This window comes from Ancylobacter polymorphus, from assembly GCF_022836935.1.
Lineage (GTDB): Bacteria > Pseudomonadota > Alphaproteobacteria > Rhizobiales > Xanthobacteraceae > Ancylobacter > Ancylobacter polymorphus_A.
In genome coordinates this window covers 1,503,341-1,519,513 of record NZ_CP083239.1, presented here as the reverse complement: position 1 = coordinate 1,519,513, position 16,173 = coordinate 1,503,341, and the positions used below count along the sequence as shown (strand labels likewise).

Genomic DNA, 16,173 nt, shown 5'->3' with positions numbered 1-16,173 from the left:
ATGCCTTCTGGAAGAGCGTTACCTCCGGTGAGGTATCCGGACTTCAAATCCGGAAGGGGCCGCGAGCCGGTCCCTGGTGGGTTCGACTCCCACTCTCTTCCGCCATCCTCCCCGCCCGGCCTCGACCCGCCGCGTTAGCGCGCGGCGCGCCCGCCCGATTTTGCGCATCCGCCCGCTCACGTGCCGGATCGTGCACGCGCGCAAGATTCCCCCGCTCGCTCCCCGCACAGTCCGGGCCGCACAGGAGGCTCGCCCCCTGCCCCCGATCCCGTGAGGAGAGCGACAATGGAAGATCTGTCCCGGCGCACCCTACTCGCGCTCAGCGCCCTTGGCGGCGTCGCCGTCGCCAGCGGTGCTGCGCAGGCCGCGAGCTTCGGCAATCCCGACCAGCCGCCGGAAGGCGCGATCAACTCGACGCCCGGCGCGCTGTCCAATCCCGGCCCGCAGAATCCGGCGCTGGAGGCTCAGATCCCGTCCTTCCAGAACCCGCCCGCCACCGATGTCGGCAGCATGCCGATGCTGTGGTCGTCGTTCAACATCATGCCCAAGCGCGTGCAGGCCGGCGGCTGGGCCCGGCAGATCACCGCCACGGAGTTCCCGGCGGCCAAGGAAGTGTCCGGCGTGAACATGCGTCTCGGGCCGGGCGGCATTCGCGAGATGCACTGGCACCTCGCCGGCGAATGGGCGCTGATGACCAATGGCCGCTGCCGCATCACCGTGCTGGACAAGGACGGCCACCCCTATGTGCGCGATGTCGGCGCCGGCGACCTGTGGTTCTTCCCCGCTGGCTACCCGCACTCGCTGCAGGGCCTCGGCCCGGAAGGCTGCGAGTTTATCATCGTCTTCGACGACGCCTTTCAGTCCGAATACAACACGCTGCTGCTCACCGACTGGTTCGCCCACACCCCGCCGAAGATTCTCGCGCAGAATTTCGGCGTGCCGGCGGACACGTTCAAGAACATTCCGCTGCAGGACCTGTGGATCTTCCAGGGAAAGGAACCGCCGCCGCTGGCGGTGGACCAGGCCGCCGTCGCCTCCGGCGGGGCGCCGGCCGAGCCCTTCACCTTCTCGCTCACCGGCACGCCGCCGGTGAAGAAGAACGAGGCGGGCGAGGTCCATCTGGCCGACAGCCGCAGCTTCAAGGCCTCCACCACCATCGCCGCCGCCATCGAGACCATCCGCCCCGGCGGCCTGCGGCGGCTGCACTGGCACCCCAATGCCGATGAATGGCAGTACTGGATCAAGGGCCGGGGCCGCATGACGGTTTTCAACACCGGCCCGCGCGCCCAGACCATCGACTTCCAGGCCGGCGATCTCGGCGTCGTGCCCAAGAGCCAGGGCCATTACATCGAGAACACCGGCGATGAGGATGTGCAGGTGCTCGCCGTGTTCCGCACGGCGGAATATCAGGAGGTCGACCTTGCGGATTGGCTCACCCACGCCCCGCCGGAACTCGTCGCCGCGCATCTCAACATCGACCCTGCGGTGATTGCGCGCTTCCCGCGCGGGCAGGTCGGCCTCCAGCCGCGGTGAAGCCGGGCGCCTGCCATGGCGAGGGGCGGGCGGACCTGTCGTCCGTTCGCCCCGCCGGGCCTCACCCCATCGCGGGCGTCGGCGTGCCGGCGAGCTCGGCCTCCTCCGCCTCCAGCGCCGCGCGTTGACGCCGCGCCGCCGCCGCGTCCGCCCGCCGCTTGTAAATCTCGAAGGCGATGGCGCCGACCACCGTCACCGCCACGATCACCACGGCCAGCGCCGAGATGGCGGGCGTCGAGCCCTGCCGCACCCGCCCGGCGAGCACGGTGGTCAGAGTCTTGTCGGAGAGGATGGCGAAGGTGGTGGTGTTGTAGTTCTCGAAGGAGGAGAGGAAGGCCAGCACCGCCGCCGAGGCCAGCGCCGGCTTGAGGAAGGGCAGCAAGATGTGGCGGAACACCTGCGGGTAGCTGGCGCCGAGATCGAGCGCCGCCTCTTCCTGCGAGCGGTCGAAGCGCTGTAGCCGGGCGAGGATGATCAGCATGCAATAGGCGGAAATGAAGCTCGCCTGCCCCAGCACGGTGAGCACCACGCCGTCATAGAGGAAGCGCGTGCCGGTCTGCCCGGTGAACTGGCGCCAGAACACCACGGTGGAGATACCGATGATGATGCCCGGGGTGAGCACCGGCGAGACCACGACGAGATAATAGAGCGAACGCACGCGCGGCTGGATCTGCGTCATGATGATGGCGCCCGCGAGCCCGATGGGCACGGAGATGCACACCACCAGCAGGCCGATCCACAGGCTCATCTTCAGGCCCGTCATCATGTCCTGGTCGGCGAACAGCGCCGCGAACCAGTCCAGCGTCAGCCCGTCGATCGGCCACACCTGCGGGTATTGCGGGGTGTTGAAGGCGGAAACGCCCATCACCACCAGCGGCCCCAGCAAATAAAGGAAGAAGATCACCGTATAGAGCGCGAACATCACCCGCTGGAACGGACCCGGAATCATCGCGTGTACTCCATCATCGCGTGATTTCTCCAAGGCTGAGCCGGAACGCCTTGAGCACCACCAGCACGAACAGAATGCAGCTCACCAGCAGGATGAAGGCATAGGCCGCGCCCTGCGGCCAGTTGAAGGCCTGGTAGAAGCGGTCATAGACGATGGGGGTGAACCACAGCGTGCGCGGCCCGCCCAGCACCAGCGGCGCCGCCAGCGCGCCGGCGGTGAGCATGAACACCAGCGTGCAGCCGGAGGCGATGCCCGGCTTGGCGTGCGGCAGCACGATGAAGGCATGAATGTGCCACCACGGCGCCCCAAGGTCCCGCGCCGCTTCCACCTGGTTGCGATCGAGGCTCTCAATGGCGTTGTAGAGCGGGAAGATCATCATCAGGAGATAGGCGTAGGACAGGCCCATATAGAGCCCGACATCGGCGCCGAGGAAGTCGATCGGCTCATTGGTCAGCCCGCTGCCCATCAGCAGCTGGTTGATGATGCCGCCGGACGACAGCAGCACCCGGAAGGCGAAGGCTCGCAGGATCTCGTTCACCCAATAGGGCAGGATCAGCAGCAGCAGCAGCACCCGCAGCCGCGCCGCGCTCGCCGATTGCGCCATGTGGAAGGCCAAGGGGTAGCAGATGGCGAAATTGATCAGCGTGATGAGGATGCTGACCCCGATGGTGAGGAAGAAGGCCTTGATGTGCAGCCAGTTCCATTCGGCCGTGGAGGTGGTGGAGCCGAACAGGAAGTAGCGGTAATTCTCCAGCGTGTAGAGGTCTTTTGGCCCGCCCATCTGCGCCGGCGGCAGCTTCGGGCGGAACGACATGTCCACCATGGCGAGCTGCGGCAGCAGGATGATGAAGAAGGCCCAGAAGCCGACGGCCAGCACCAGATAGAGGCCGACGGCAAGACCGTTGCGCTGGAAGAAGCCCGGCCCGGTGGCGATGCCCATGCGCCGCTCATAGGCGCTCAGCGCGAAGAACAGCACCACGACCGCCAGCGGCAGGCCGAAGACGAAGGCGAGGCTGCCATTCATGGTCAGTGCCCTTCCGGCAGGGCGAGCAGCAGCCCATCCTCGGGGGTGAAGCCGAGATGCAGCTCCTCGCCCGCCGCAGGCAGCGCCACGCCACCGCCGACGCTCGCCGTCACCTTCTGCCCGGTTTTCACCCGCAGCGTGATGTGGGAGACGCTGCCTTCATAGGCGACATCCAGGGTCTCGCCGGCAAAGCCGCTGGTTCCGCCATTGGCGCGCAGCCGCATCGCTTCCGGCCGCACGAACAGCAGCGCTTCCTGCCCCACGCTCAGCGCCACCGGGTTGCGCCCCTTCAGCGCGCCGAGCGGCGTGTCGAGCGTGGCGAAGCCATCTTCCACCGCACTCACCCGCCCGCGAATCCGGTTGTTCTCGCCGACGAAAGAGGCGACGAACGGGGTGCGCGGCTCGGCATAGACGGCGCGCCCGTCACCCACCTGCTCGATCACGCCGGCATTCATGACCGCGATGCGGTCCGACATGGTCAGCGCCTCGCCCTGGTCATGGGTGATATAGATGAAGGTGATGCCCACACGCTTCTGGATGGCGCGCAGTTCGGCCCGCATGTGCTGGCGCAGCTTGAGGTCGAGCGCGGAGAGCGGCTCGTCGAGCAGCAGCACGGAGGGCTCGACGGCGAGCGCGCGGGCAATGGCGACGCGCTGCTTCTGGCCGCCGGAAAGCTCCGACACCTTCTTGTGGCCGTGCTCGGAAAGCGCGACCTGGATGAGCAGGGTTTTGACCTTCTCGTCGCGCTCGTGCCGGGGCACGCCGCGCACGCGCAGGCCGTAGCCGATATTCTCCGCCACCGTCATCATCGGGAACAAAGCGAGGTTCTGGAAGATCAGCGCGGTCGGCCGCTTGTTAGGGCCGATGCCCTTCATGTCCTGGCCACCAATCTTCACCTGCCCCCGCGTGGGCTCGATGAAGCCGGAAATGGTGCGCAGCAGCGTGGTCTTGCCGCAGCCGGACGGGCCGAGGAAGGAGAAGAACTCGCCCGGCTCGATGGTGAGGTTCGCGTCTTTCACCGCGACGAAATCGCCGAAGGTGACATTGACGCCCTCAAGCTCGACGGCAGCGGCCATGCGGATTTCCTGTACTCGGGGAACATGCGGGCCACGGCGGGGCCCGGACGCCCTCACGGCCGGAGGGTCCGGCCGTGAGGGGTGTGTCAGTGGGCAGGGCTCACGCCGCCTTGAACTTCTCGGCGTACTGGGTGCGCAGTTCGGCGTACCAGGACGGCTCCGGCGGGCGGCTCCAGAGGTTTTCCAGCGCGTTGCCGGGATAGGCCTCGGCGAAGTTCTTCTTGGCGACCTCGGAGAGATACTTGTCCGCGCCCTTCACGACCGGGTTGTAGCCCGAACCGTCGGCGACGGCGGCGGAGGCTTCCGGCGTGTGGATGTAGTTGAGGAACTCATAGGCCTGGGCGATGTTCTTGGCGCCCTTGGTCAGCGACCAGCCGTCGACCCAGGTGATCGCGCCTTCCTGCGGCGCCATATAGGTGACCGGCTTGCCCTGCTTCTTCAGCGACAGCGGCGGGCCGTCCCAGGTCTGGCCGATGACGCAGCCATTTTCCATGAAGCCGGACTTGGTGTTGTCGGCGGAATCCCAGAACTGCTTGACCTGCGCCTTGTTCTCGATGGCGAAGGCGAGGATGGGATCGTAGATCTTCTTCATCGTCGCCTCGTCCTTGAAGGCGTCGAGCATGCGGTTGGACGGCAGCTTGCCGGTCTTGTCCCACCACAGGCCGATGCCGAGCAGCAGCGAGTGCGGGCGGCCCTGCATCTTGCCCTTGAATTCCGGGCTCCACAGCGTGCCGTAGCTCAGCTTGTCATAGGTCAGCGTGGCGAGGTCGGTGCGCCAGGCGATGGCTTCCGAGCCCCAGCAATGCGGCACATGGTAGAGCTTGCCGTCCCAGGTCCACACGCTGGTCGAGGCTTCCAGCATGGAGGGCAGCAGGTTGTCGAGGTTGAGCTTGGAGGTGTCGTAGGGCGCCAGCACGCCCAGCTCCTTGAACTGCGGGGCGCGGTCGCGCGTGGGGGCGCAAAGGTCGAAACCTTCGCCGTCGGTGGCCTGCAGCTTGTTGATCTGCTCCTCGTTCTGCGAGAACGGGGTGGTCTTCACCTTGATGCCGGTCTTCTTCTCGAAGTTCGGGATGACCGGCGCCGGCAGTTCGTCGTCCCAGTTGAGCAGGCTCAGCTCGCCGGAGGAGGAGAAGGCGTCGCGCACCAGATAGGGGCCGGCGGCGGCCATGGTGCCGGCGGCGAGCGCGCCCTTGAACAGCACGCGGCGGGTGAAGCTGCGGGCGGCAAGCAGCGTCTCGATGGACGAATTGGTCGGCTCTGTCTTCTTCGTCACGGCGTTCCCCTCGGGATGGCATGGACCGGGGGAGAGGGGAGCAGGAACTATGCCAGCAACGCGCGCCCGTCGCTGCGTTGCACAAATCCGACCACGCCCTTGTCGAATCCCGACGCCATGTCGCCACTGCCGCGCTTTTCAGCAGGCCGGAATACCTCCCTGCACGCGAAACGGGCGCCACCCGCCCCTTCACCCCAGCGCGGCCAAAATCTCCCCGGCGAGCGCGTGCACATCGTCGCGGTGGCCGGTGCGGCCGGAGGGCGCGTCGGTGGTCGAGGTCATCACCAGCGAGACGCCCCGCGCGGGCACGACATAGAGCATCTGCCCGCCATAGCCCCAGCCATAATGCGCGCGCGCCCCGTCGATCTCGCGCGTGAACCAGCCATAGCCATAGGCATCGCCGGTGAAGCGCGAGGCCGTGCGCGCCTGCCAGCATTGGGCGATCCAGTCTTGCGGGATCACCTGTTCGCCGGCCCGGTTGCGCCCGGCGTTGCGGCAGCACTCGGCGAAGGCGAGCAGGGAGGTCGGCCGCATCGCCATCTGGTTGCCGCCGAAATACACCCCTTGAGGGTCGCGCTCCCAATCGGCGATGGCGAAGCCCTCGATGGCGCCGAGCCAGTCGCGCGCGAGGGCCAGCGTCGAGCGCCCGCTGGCCCGGGTCAAGACCGCCGAGACGAGGTGCGAGGAGCCCGTGGAATAGAGCATCTGCCCGCCCGGCTCATCGACAAAGGGCCGCGCCAGCGCGGCGCGCACCCAGTTGGGACTGGCGATCCACGCGCCATAATTGGGCCCGGAGGTGCGCTCCAGCCCCGCCTGCATGGAGAGAAGGTTGCCGAGCGTGATCTCATAAAGGCGCGGGTCGGGGTCGGCGGGCAGATCGGCCTTCAGCAGCGGGGCGATCTTCTGCTCCGGCCCTTCCAGCACGCCTTTCTCGATGGCGATGCCGGCGAGCATGGCGAGAATGCTTTTCGAGGCGGATTTGATGTTGGTCGGCCGGTCCACCCGCCCACCGTGATAGCCGCGCGCGGCGAGCGTTTCGCCGTGCTTGGCGACCAGCACGGTGCGCAGCGGTTCGAGGTCGCCGGCGCGGTCGAGCACCGCGTTCAGCGCGGGCGGCGTGGTGTCAGGCGCGGGCGCACCTTGGGCGCGGCCAAGGCGCGGGGCGAGCAGAAGCAGCGGAGCGGCAAGCAGGGAACGACGGTGCATGCCGGAGAAGATAGGGCAGGCGCGCCTACGGAAAATGGTGGAAAGGAAAAGATGACTTAATCGGTTTGCCCGTGATCACGCGCCATCCGACGACGCCACATTCGCACCATATCCAGCCTTACGGCCTCTCTTTCTAGCTCCAACTCCTTAAGGCTTTGAAGAGATACATTAATGTCTTCCAGCACTGCCTTTCTCGACATCTCTAAACTATCTAGAAAACCGCTCTCGAAATTTTGCTCGCCCGCGTCCCGATCAAATCGACGGATACCAACCTTCAGGAAATCGGTCAATTCGTTCAATTTTCTACGATCAGAATCCAGCTTTTCCTTCAACTCAGAATATTTAGCGTCTAGCTGTCGACTCTTCCTAGCCAAAATAACTCTGGATTCCCGTAGGCTTTTGGCGGAATCTTCATCTATTTTTTGATGAGACTGAGCTCGCTTAATTGTATCGTCGCTAACTATTTCAGAACCCTTCAATTTATTCAGAGACAACCAATGAGCCAATGTATAAGCATAAAATTGACACCCCGTCTTGTCGAAGAATTCTCTTCTCAACTCTCTCCTAGGGCCAATACTTCGTCCGCCGATCCGAAACCACCAATCCTCCTTCATATCCTCCGTAACAAATATAATATCTTTCTTATTTTCCTTTGAATATTCAATCAATTGCTGCCATACAATAAAATCACCGTAGCCACCGTCGGATTTTTCGGCATCTAGGTATCCAGGAGGCATCTTCATCTGATATCGGATGTCAGCCTGTCTACAAAATTCCTTATAATCCGCATCCGAATAAGGTCTACCTATTCTATTCTCAAATAGAGATGCAACTCTTTCGATTATCGAGTTTATATCGTCAGCTTTTGAGTTTATTGTCTGATTCGACTTAATTTTATTCTCAATATCTTTTATTGCTTCAAATAATGAACTCTTACCATCTTCAAAATCAAGTGAAGGATGAAATCTATATTCCGATTTTATTTGATCTATTTTTTTTGCCGAAATTGACCTGATTTCATCATAAGCGCTGGATAGTTTGATGTAGGCCTGCTCCATAGAGAAAAAAACGCTGTGGCAATTATTCAGAAACTCATAAGCAACTTGATGAGGTATCCATATTTTATATTTTATCTTCTCAAATAAACTAAATAAGTCATCGGATGATTTTCTATTATACCGGATAAGGGTAAGCAGAACATTTGCATCGGGAACAACTATTCCCTCCTTCCAAAAATTATCAAATTCTGTGTCCGTGGGCCTAAAAAACTCAAACAGTTCCGATTTCATCGTCGGCCATCAATGTTGTGACATCATTGGCAGCATCAGGCACAACTTGGCGCATAGTCAAGTACCCCTCACCCACCCCCCAGCACCAGATCGTCCCTGTGCACCATCGCGGTGCGGCCCTCAAACCCGGTGATGGTGGCGATCTCGTCGGAGGAGCGGCCCTTGAGCCGTTCGGCGTGGTCGTGGTCATAGGCCACCAGCCCGCGCCCGACTTCCGCGCCGTCCGGCCCGCGCAGCACCACCGCGTCGCCGCGGGTGAACTCGCCCTCGATGCGCTTCACCCCCGCCGGCAAGAGCGAGGAGCCCCGGCGCAGCGCGGCCACGGCGCCGGCGTCGAGATGCAGCACGCCGCGCGGTTCCAGCGCGCCGGCGATCCAGCGCTTGCGCGAGGCCACCGGATTGGCCGGGGCGAGGAACCAGGTGCAGCGCGCCCCGGTTTCGATGGCGCGGATCGGGTTCTTTACCTTGCCTGACGCAATGACCATATGCGCGCCCGCCGTGGTGGCGATCTTGCCCGCCTCGATCTTGGTCTTCATGCCGCCGCGCGACAGCTCCGTGCCGGCGCCGCCGGCCATGGCCTCGATCTCGGCGGTGATGCGCGGCACAACGGGGATGAGGCGGGCCTCCGGGTCCTCATTCGGCGGGGCGGTGTAGAGCCCGTCAATATCGGACAGCAGAATGAGCAGATCGGCGCTGGTCATGCCGGCGACGCGGGCGGCGAGCCGGTCATTGTCGCCATAGCGGATTTCCGAGGTCGCCACCGTGTCGTTCTCGTTGATAACAGGGACGACCTTCAGCTCCATGAGCTTCGCGATGGTGGAACGGGCGTTGAGATAGCGCCGCCGCTCTTCCGTGTCGCCGAGGGTGATGAGGATCTGCCCGGCGGTCACCCCCTCATGGGCGAGGGCTTCCGACCAGGCGCGGGCCAGCGCGATCTGCCCCACGGCGGCTGCGGCCTGGCTTTCCTCCAGCTTCAGCGCCCGGCGCGGCAGGCCCAGCACATTGCGCCCCAGCGCGATGGCGCCGGAGGAGACCACCAGCACCTCCCGCCCCTCGCGGTGCAGCTGCGCCACATCTTCCGCCAGCGCCGCCAGCCAGGCATGGCGCAAAGCGCCGCGCGCCTGATCGACCAGCAGGGCCGAGCCCACCTTCACCACGATGCGGCGGAAGGCGGAAAGCTGGGGTGCCGCCGGGGTGGCCTCGGAAGCGGCAAGGGCGTCGGCGGCGGCGTCGGTCGAAAGGGTCATCGCGGCGGGCTTCGATCAGAGGGAAGACGGCGCGCTACATACGCCGATTTGGCCGGCAAGGCGCGGGAATTGTGGCTTCACCTCTCCCCGTGGGGAGAGGTCGCCGCGCAGCGGCGGGTGAGGGGCAAGACCGCACAGGGCCGGCGCGCCTCGGGCCGGGGCGCAGCCCCCCTCTCCCCCGAGGGGAGAGGGAGCGCCTCACGGGCGCCAGGGCTCCGGCACCACCTTGTCGGCCTCTTCCGCGCGCCCCTCGTCGATGATGCCGAGCAGCGCGCGCAGCGCCTCGCGCACGCCATCGCCGGTGGCCGCGGAGAGCGCGAGCGGCTTCTTCTTCGCCGCGCGCTTCAGCCGGTCCATCTGCGCCTTCAGCGTCTCGGCGTCGAGCGAATCGATCTTGGTGAGGGCGACGATTTCCGGCTTGTCCTCCAGGCCGGCGCCATAGGCGTCGAGCTCGGCGCGCACGGTCTTGTAGGCCTTGCCGGCATGCTCGCTGGTGCCGTCGACGAGGTGCAGCAGCACGCGGCAGCGCTCGATATGGGCGAGGAAACGGTCGCCGAGGCCGACGCCCTCATGCGCGCCCTCGATCAGGCCGGGAATGTCGGCGAGGACGAATTCGCGCCCGTCGACCTTTACCACGCCCAGGCCGGGATGAAGGGTGGTGAAGGGATAGTCCGCCACCTTGGGCTTGGCGGCGGTGGTGGCGGCGAGGAAGGTCGACTTGCCGGCATTGGGCAGGCCGACGAGACCGGCATCGGCGATCAGCTTGAGCCGCAGGATGATCCAGCGCTCCTCGCCCTCCTGGCCGGGATTGGCGCGGCGCGGGGCCTGGTTGGTCGAGGTCTGGAAATGCGCGTTGCCGAAGCCGCCATTGCCGCCTTTGAGGAAGCGGATGCGCTGGCCGACCTCGGTCAGATCGGCCAGAACGGTCTCACCATCCTCCTCAAGAACCTCGGTGCCCGCCGGCACTTTTAGCACAACATCGTCGCCTTTGGCCCCGGCGCGGTTCTTTCCCATGCCGTAGCCGCCTTTTTTGGCTTTAAAGTGCTGTTGGTAGCGATAGTCGATGAGCGTGTTGAGCCCATCGACACACTCGATCCAGACATCCCCCCCCCTCCCCCCGTCGCCGCCGTCGGGGCCGCCGAACTCGATGAACTTCTCGCGCCGGAACGAGAGACAGCCCGCGCCGCCATCGCCGGCGCGGACATAGATCTTGGCCTGGTCAAGAAACTTCATCGGTACGGCTCAACGTTGCGGACACCCACGGGGCGGGAGCCCTCCAAGACTAACAAAAGGCCGGCTCAATGCCGAACGGCTTCGAGCTCGTGCAGCCGCGCCGGCTGGGTGGCGCCCCAGGCACGCAGCGAGGTCCAAAGCCGCCGTTCCAGCCGGAAGCGATCGACCGGCACCGAGGCGCCGATCGCCCGCACCCGCGCGAGGCCGACGCCGGTCCACTGAAAGCCGCACTTCTCCAGCACGCCGCGCGAGGCCGGATTGACGACCCGGGCCGAGGCGGTGAGCGCGGTCAGCTTGCGGTCGCCGAAGGCGTGGTCGATCAGCGCCCGCACGGCTTCGGTGGCGATCCCGTGGTCCCAATAGGGTTCGCCGAGCCAGTAGCCGATCTCAGGCACGTCCTCGTCGCGGCGATTGAAACCGCACATGCCGACCGGAATGGCCGGCCCGAAGGCCGGCTGCCCCGGCAGGCGCAGCGCCGCTTCGTTCTTGAGGAAGATGGCGAAGGTCGCCGCTTCCGGCCCACCGGGCAGATTGGCGACGAAGGAGGCCGCGTCCGCCATGCCGTAGGGATGGGGGATGTTCGCCGTCATCTCCGCCACCTTTCGGTTGTCAGCGAGCTCGGCGATCCACGTCATGTCCTCGATCCGGGGCACGCGCAGCAGGAGGCGGCCGGTTTCGAGGACGGCGGTACTGCTCTCGACGAGGGGTGACCCGAGGGTCGCTTCGACAATGGTCATCTGAGGGCTCCTGGGACCGGAACGACGAAGGGGAGGCGGTTTCCTCGCCTCCCCTGTCGGGTACCCCGGGTGTCCATCACGGACGTTCGGGAAATCCTTCCGGTCGGGCGAGACCGGCGGGATTTCCAAGAACCCTCACCGGCTTTATTCGGCGGCCTCGGCGGCCGGAATGACGGATACGTAAGTGCGGGAATTCGCTTTGGCTCGGAACTCGACTCGGCCGTCAATCAGCGCAAAGAGGGTATGGTCTTTGCCCATGCCGACATTGGTGCCGGGATGCCAAGTGGTGCCGCGCTGACGCACGATGATGTTGCCGGCCACGACCTTCTCGCTGCCGAACTTCTTCACGCCAAGACGACGACCGGCCGAGTCGCGACCGTTGCGGGAGGAACCGCCTGCCTTCTTATGAGCCATGTTGCTCTCCTACTTTCCTAGCTGGCGGTCTCAGGCGCCGGTAATCGAGGTCACGCGGACGACGGTGAAGTCCTGCCGGTGGCCGATCTTGCGACGGGAATTCTGACGGCGACGCTTCTTGAAGGCAATGACCTTCGCGCCGCGGGTGTGCTTGACAACCTCGAGGGTCACGGAAGCGCCGTCCACGAGGGGAGCGCCGACCTTCGGGCTGTCGCCGCCGAGCATGAACACCGGCAGGGTCACGGAGGCGCCAGCCTCGGCGTCGATCTTGCCGACGGTGACGAGGGCGTCGGGGGCGACGCGATACTGCTTGCCACCCGTCTTGATGACCGCGAACATGTTTTGTCCTTTCGTTCGATGCCGGCCTCCGGCGTTGCCGCCTGGACCGGCTTCTTTCGGTCGGTTGAAGAAACGCAGGGGACACAGCATCCCACCACGCAGGCGGGCTCCTTACAAAGCGAGCCCTCCGCTGTCAAGGAAAAGCGCCTCTCGCCGGGTGGCGATAGGGCCTGCGTAGCTCTGACGCCACAATGTCCGGAAGCCCGCAGGCCAATGGCGCAACCCAGGCGGCGCGGCTATCGTGCGCGCCCCGCGCCCCGCCCGAGGATGCTTGCATGACCGATGCCGCCGCCCCTTCGCCGTCCGCTCAGGCCCTCTCCGGCATTCGCGTGCTCGACCTGTCCCGCGTCCTCGCCGGCCCATGGGCGACGCAAGCCCTGGGTGACCTCGGCGCCGAGGTGATCAAGATCGAAAAGCCCGGCGAGGGCGATGATACGCGCGGCTGGGGCCCGCCCTGGCTGGCGGATGGTGAGGGCAAACCGACACGGGAAAGCGCCTATTTTCTCGCCGCCAACCGCAACAAGCGCTCAGTGACCATCGACATGGCCCGACCCGAAGGTCAGGCGCTGATCCACGCTCTGGCGCGCGAGAGCGACGTGGTGGTCGAGAATTTCAAGGTCGGCGGCCTGAAGCGCTACGGCCTCGATTATGACAGCCTCGCCGCGCTGAATCCGCGCCTCATCTATTGCTCCATCACCGGCTTCGGGCAGGACGGGCCGGAAGCGGGCCGCGCGGGCTACGACTTCATGATCCAGGGCATGTCGGGCCTGATGTCGGTGACCGGCAGCCCGGAGACCGAGCCGCAAAAGGTCGGCGTCGCCCTGGTCGACATCCTCACTGGCCTGAACGCCACCATCGCCGTACTCGCGGCGCTGGAGCAGCGCCACCGGAGCGGGCGCGGGCAGAGGATCGACATCGCGTTGTTCGATGTCGCGGTGGCGAGCCTCGCCAACCAGGCGCTGAACTTCCTTGTCGGCGGCACCGCGCCGCGCCGGCTGGGCAATGCCCATCCGAACATCGTGCCCTATCAGGCTTTCGAGACGGCTGACGGCCACCTCATCCTCGCCGTCGGCAATGACGCGCAATTCGCCCGCTTCTGCCGCCTCGCCGACCTCGCGGCACTGGCGCAGGACGCGCGCTACGCCACCAATCGCGAGCGTGTGGCGCATCGCGACACGCTCGTGCCATTGATCGCGGCGGCGCTGAAGCGGCAGACCACCGCCGAATGGCTCGCCATGCTGGACACCGCCGGCATTCCCGCCGGACCGATCAACACCATCGCGCAGGCCTTCGCCGAACCGCAGGCGCTGGCGCGGGGTCTGGCGATGAACCTGCCCCATCCGCTCGGGGGCACCGCATCAGGGGTGCGCAGCCCGCTGCGGCTGGCGGATTCGCCGATGGACAACGCCACCGCCCCGCCCTTGCTCGGTCAACATACGGATGAGGTGCTCGCAACGCGGCTCGGACTGTCGGCGGCCGAGCGGCAGGCGCTGCGCGCCGCCGGAATCATCTGAAACCGGGCGCAGCTCTTCCGCGTGGACCATCAATGTGGGTCGTGCCCACCATGGCGGGCTCTCCTACTGCGCCGCGCCAAGATGCGCCGGCACGGGATGAAGGTCACTACTGCGGCCGGCCTTGGCGACTTGGCCGGGAATGTCGTGGCCCAGCAGCGCCGGCAGGCTTCGTGCCAGCGCCAGCAGGGCCGCGAGGTCGACATCCGTCGCGACGCCCATCTCGCCCAGCATATGGGCGAGGTCTTCGGTCGAGATGTTGCCGGTCGCCCCGGGCGCGAAGGGGCAGCCGCCAATGCCGCCGAGCGACGCATCGAAACGGTCCGCGCCCGCCTCCAACGCGCTCAGCACATTGGCGAGGCCCATGCCGCGCGTATTGTGAAAGTGCAGCGTGAGCGGCACGCCGGGGAAGCGCGCCCGGAAGGCGGAGACCAGCCCGCCGACCTGTCGGGGATTGGCCATGCCCGTGGTATCGGCCAGCGTCACCGAATGCAGGCCCGCCGCGAGCAGAGCCTCCGAGAGATCGAGCACCTTTTCAGCGGGCTGCCGGCCCTCGAACGGGCAGCCGAAGGCGGTGGCGATAGAACCGTTGAGCGTCGCTTTTGTGCCCGCCGCTGCGGCGACGATGGCGTGGAAGCCCTCCAGCGACTGCGCCGGCGTCATGCGCATATTGGCGAGGTTGTGCGTTTCGCTCACGGAAAGCACGAGGTTCAGCTCGTCCATCTCCGCCTCCAGCGCTGCCTCCGCACCGCGCAGATTGGGCACGAGTGCGACATAGGTCACATCGGGCCTGCGGGTGATCGCGCGCGCGACCTCGGCCGCATCGGCAAGGTTCGGTACGGCCTTGGGCGAGACGAAGGATGTCACCTCGATCTTGGCGACGCCGGTCTGGGACAGCGCGTCGATCAGAGCCACCTTATCCTCGGTGGGCAGGAAGCGGGGTTCGATCTGCAACCCGTCGCGGGTCACCACTTCCTGGAGGAAGACGCGCGGCGGAGAGCCGGCGCTGCAAGCCGGGGCGTTCACGGCGCATCTCCGTCGGCCTCAACGGGCTCCCCGGCCGCGGCCACGGCGCCGCTCGCGACCAGCGCGGCGACCTCCTCGGCCCCATAACCCAGCGCCGCCAGAACCGGCGCGGTGTGTTCGCCGAGTTGCGGGCCCAGCCAGTTCACAGCGCCGGGTGTGGCGGAAAGCTTGGGCACGATGCCTGGCATCTTCACCTTCAGCCCGTCGGGCAGTGTGGAAGGCAGGATCATGTCGCGGGCGAGATACTGCGGGTCGCTCACAATGTCGGCGACCGAATAGATGCGCCCATTGGGCACTTCGGCGGCATCGAGCGCGGCGGTCACCTCGTCGAGCGAGTGCCGGCCGGTCCAGTCCGTGATCGCCCCGTCAATCTCCTCGACATGGCGCACGCGCCCGTCATTGGAGGCGAGGCGCGGGTCGCCGGCGAGATCGTCGCGGCCGATCGCGCCCATCAGCCGACGAAAGATGCCGTCGCCATTACCGGCCACGATCACATAGGTACCTTCCTTGGTCGGGTAGGAATTCGACGGCGCGATGCCCGGCAGCGCGCCCCCCGAGCGGGTGCGCACAAAATCGAAGGCATCGAATTCCGGGACCAGGCTCTCCATCATGTTGAAGACGCTCTCGAACAGCGACACATCCACGACCTGCCCCGTGCCGCGCCCGGACTTGATATGGAGCAGTGCCATCAGCGCCCCCATCACCGCGTGCAGCGCGGCCAGCGAGTCACCGATGCTGATGCCGGTGCGCGCCGGCGGGCGGTCGGGCTCGCCTGTCGTGAAGCGCATGCCGCCCATCGCCTCGCCCACCGCCCCGAAGCCGGGCCGCTCGCGATAGGGCCCATCCTGGCCGAAGCCGGAGATGCGGACCATGACGAGGTTCGGGTTGATGGCTTTCAGCGCGTCCCAGCCGAGCCCCCATCGCTCCAGCGTGCCGGGGCGGAAATTCTCGATCAACACATCCGCCTCGCGCACCAGGCGGCGCACCACCTCCTGCCCCTCGGGCAGGCGCATATTTATGGCGACGGATTTCTTGTTGCGCGACTGCAGGTACCACCACAACGAGGTGCCCTCATGCAGCTTGCGCCATTTGCGCAGCGGATCGCCCTCGCCCGGCGCCTCGACCTTGATCACCTCGGCGCCGAACTCCGCCATCAGCCGGGCGGCGAAGGGAGCGGCGATCAGATTGCCGAGTTCGATCACCCGGATACCGCTGAGCGGGCCTTCGGTGGGACCGGCTTGCGACGCTTCCATGGTAAGTGCTTCCTCACACGCCGTTTTTTTTCGATCTATCGACGGAAAGGACCAATGCCGGGC

General features: G+C 65.6%; 15 protein-coding genes and 1 tRNA gene. 3 read left to right on the top strand and 13 right to left on the bottom strand.

The window, feature by feature from the left end; translation table 11 throughout:
* The first annotated feature begins 9 nt into the window (after positions 1-9).
* Both K9D25_RS07125 and K9D25_RS07120 read left to right on the top strand, forming a co-directional pair.
* Positions 10-105, top strand: a tRNA-Sec gene (locus K9D25_RS07125).
* Between the two features lie 180 nt (positions 106-285).
* Positions 286-1,533 (top strand): cupin domain-containing protein, encoded by a 1,248-nt coding sequence (locus K9D25_RS07120; RefSeq protein ID WP_244450164.1) that lies wholly within the window; start codon positions 286-288, stop codon positions 1,531-1,533.
* Positions 1,534-1,594: 61 nt separating this feature from the next.
* On the opposite strand, the gene K9D25_RS07115 is transcribed toward K9D25_RS07120, so the two are convergent.
* The 11 genes from K9D25_RS07115 to rplU form a co-directional block, all read right to left on the bottom strand.
* Positions 1,595-2,482 carry an ABC transporter permease gene (locus tag K9D25_RS07115; protein ID WP_244450163.1) on the bottom strand — a complete coding sequence of 296 codons (888 nt, stop codon included), beginning with the start codon at positions 2,480-2,482 and terminating at the stop codon, positions 1,595-1,597.
* Positions 2,483-2,495: 13 nt separating this feature from the next.
* A complete protein-coding gene (locus K9D25_RS07110) occupies positions 2,496-3,506 on the bottom strand; it encodes an ABC transporter permease (RefSeq protein ID WP_244450162.1) in 1,011 nt (336 codons plus the stop codon).
* Positions 3,507-3,508: 2 nt separating this feature from the next.
* Positions 3,509-4,582: an ABC transporter ATP-binding protein gene (locus K9D25_RS07105; RefSeq protein WP_244450161.1), complete on the bottom strand. Its 1,074-nt coding sequence runs from the start codon at positions 4,580-4,582 to the stop codon at positions 3,509-3,511.
* A gap of 100 nt (positions 4,583-4,682) precedes the next feature.
* Entirely contained in the window at positions 4,683-5,855 is a 1,173-nt protein-coding gene (locus K9D25_RS07100) for an extracellular solute-binding protein (RefSeq protein WP_244450160.1), read from the bottom strand.
* Positions 5,856-6,044: 189 nt separating this feature from the next.
* Positions 6,045-7,061 carry a serine hydrolase domain-containing protein gene (locus K9D25_RS07095; RefSeq protein WP_244450159.1) on the bottom strand — a complete coding sequence of 339 codons (1,017 nt, stop codon included), beginning with the start codon at positions 7,059-7,061 and terminating at the stop codon, positions 6,045-6,047.
* Between the two features lie 56 nt (positions 7,062-7,117).
* Positions 7,118-8,350: a PIN domain-containing protein gene (locus tag K9D25_RS07090; RefSeq protein ID WP_244450158.1), complete on the bottom strand. Its 1,233-nt coding sequence runs from the start codon at positions 8,348-8,350 to the stop codon at positions 7,118-7,120.
* Between the two features lie 68 nt (positions 8,351-8,418).
* Positions 8,419-9,597: a glutamate 5-kinase gene (proB, locus tag K9D25_RS07085; RefSeq protein WP_244450157.1), complete on the bottom strand. Its 1,179-nt coding sequence runs from the start codon at positions 9,595-9,597 to the stop codon at positions 8,419-8,421.
* 198 nt (positions 9,598-9,795) lie between these two features.
* Positions 9,796-10,830 (bottom strand): GTPase ObgE, encoded by a 1,035-nt coding sequence (gene obgE / locus K9D25_RS07080; protein ID WP_244450156.1) that lies wholly within the window; start codon positions 10,828-10,830, stop codon positions 9,796-9,798.
* Positions 10,831-10,895: 65 nt separating this feature from the next.
* Positions 10,896-11,567 (bottom strand): GNAT family N-acetyltransferase, encoded by a 672-nt coding sequence (locus tag K9D25_RS07075; RefSeq protein ID WP_244450155.1) that lies wholly within the window; start codon positions 11,565-11,567, stop codon positions 10,896-10,898.
* A gap of 144 nt (positions 11,568-11,711) precedes the next feature.
* Positions 11,712-11,981, bottom strand: coding sequence for a 50S ribosomal protein L27 (gene rpmA / locus K9D25_RS07070; protein ID WP_244450154.1), 270 nt, complete (start codon positions 11,979-11,981; stop codon positions 11,712-11,714).
* 30 nt (positions 11,982-12,011) lie between these two features.
* The gene (gene rplU / locus K9D25_RS07065) at positions 12,012-12,320 is read right to left on the bottom strand and encodes a 50S ribosomal protein L21 (protein ID WP_244450153.1); all 309 of its coding nucleotides are present in this window, start codon (positions 12,318-12,320) and stop codon (positions 12,012-12,014) included.
* 275 nt (positions 12,321-12,595) lie between these two features.
* On the opposite strand from rplU, the gene K9D25_RS07060 reads away from it, so the two are divergent.
* Positions 12,596-13,834, top strand: a complete 1,239-nt coding sequence (locus K9D25_RS07060; RefSeq protein ID WP_244450152.1) for a CaiB/BaiF CoA transferase family protein — start codon at positions 12,596-12,598, stop codon at positions 13,832-13,834.
* A 63-nt stretch (positions 13,835-13,897) separates the two neighbouring features.
* Here K9D25_RS07060 and K9D25_RS07055 read toward each other — a convergent pair whose 3' ends face one another.
* Complete coding sequence (locus tag K9D25_RS07055; protein WP_244450151.1) at positions 13,898-14,857, bottom strand: hydroxymethylglutaryl-CoA lyase; 960 nt, start codon at positions 14,855-14,857, stop codon at positions 13,898-13,900.
* Positions 14,854-16,110, bottom strand: coding sequence for a CaiB/BaiF CoA transferase family protein (locus K9D25_RS07050; RefSeq protein ID WP_244450150.1), 1,257 nt, complete (start codon positions 16,108-16,110; stop codon positions 14,854-14,856). The genes K9D25_RS07055 and K9D25_RS07050 overlap by 4 nt, the downstream gene beginning before the upstream one ends.
* Between the last annotated feature and the right edge of the window lie 63 nt (positions 16,111-16,173).

Coding starts and splice junctions, on each gene's coding strand:
- rplU (WP_244450153.1), bottom strand. CDS start 12,320: ATGTTCGCGGTCATCAAGACGGGTGGCAAGCAGTATCGCGTCGCCCCC.
- K9D25_RS07075 (WP_244450155.1), bottom strand. CDS start 11,567: ATGACCATTGTCGAAGCGACCCTCGGGTCACCCCTCGTCGAGAGCAGT.
- K9D25_RS07060 (WP_244450152.1), top strand. CDS start 12,596: ATGACCGATGCCGCCGCCCCTTCGCCGTCCGCTCAGGCCCTCTCCGGC.
- K9D25_RS07120 (WP_244450164.1), top strand. CDS start 286: ATGGAAGATCTGTCCCGGCGCACCCTACTCGCGCTCAGCGCCCTTGGC.
- K9D25_RS07115 (WP_244450163.1), bottom strand. CDS start 2,482: ATGATTCCGGGTCCGTTCCAGCGGGTGATGTTCGCGCTCTATACGGTG.
- K9D25_RS07110 (WP_244450162.1), bottom strand. CDS start 3,506: ATGAATGGCAGCCTCGCCTTCGTCTTCGGCCTGCCGCTGGCGGTCGTG.
- proB (WP_244450157.1), bottom strand. CDS start 9,597: ATGACCCTTTCGACCGACGCCGCCGCCGACGCCCTTGCCGCTTCCGAG.
- obgE (WP_244450156.1), bottom strand. CDS start 10,830: ATGAAGTTTCTTGACCAGGCCAAGATCTATGTCCGCGCCGGCGATGGC.
- K9D25_RS07105 (WP_244450161.1), bottom strand. CDS start 4,582: ATGGCCGCTGCCGTCGAGCTTGAGGGCGTCAATGTCACCTTCGGCGAT.
- rpmA (WP_244450154.1), bottom strand. CDS start 11,981: ATGGCTCATAAGAAGGCAGGCGGTTCCTCCCGCAACGGTCGCGACTCG.
- K9D25_RS07050 (WP_244450150.1), bottom strand. CDS start 16,110: ATGGAAGCGTCGCAAGCCGGTCCCACCGAAGGCCCGCTCAGCGGTATC.
- K9D25_RS07095 (WP_244450159.1), bottom strand. CDS start 7,061: ATGCACCGTCGTTCCCTGCTTGCCGCTCCGCTGCTTCTGCTCGCCCCG.
- K9D25_RS07090 (WP_244450158.1), bottom strand. CDS start 8,350: ATGAAATCGGAACTGTTTGAGTTTTTTAGGCCCACGGACACAGAATTT.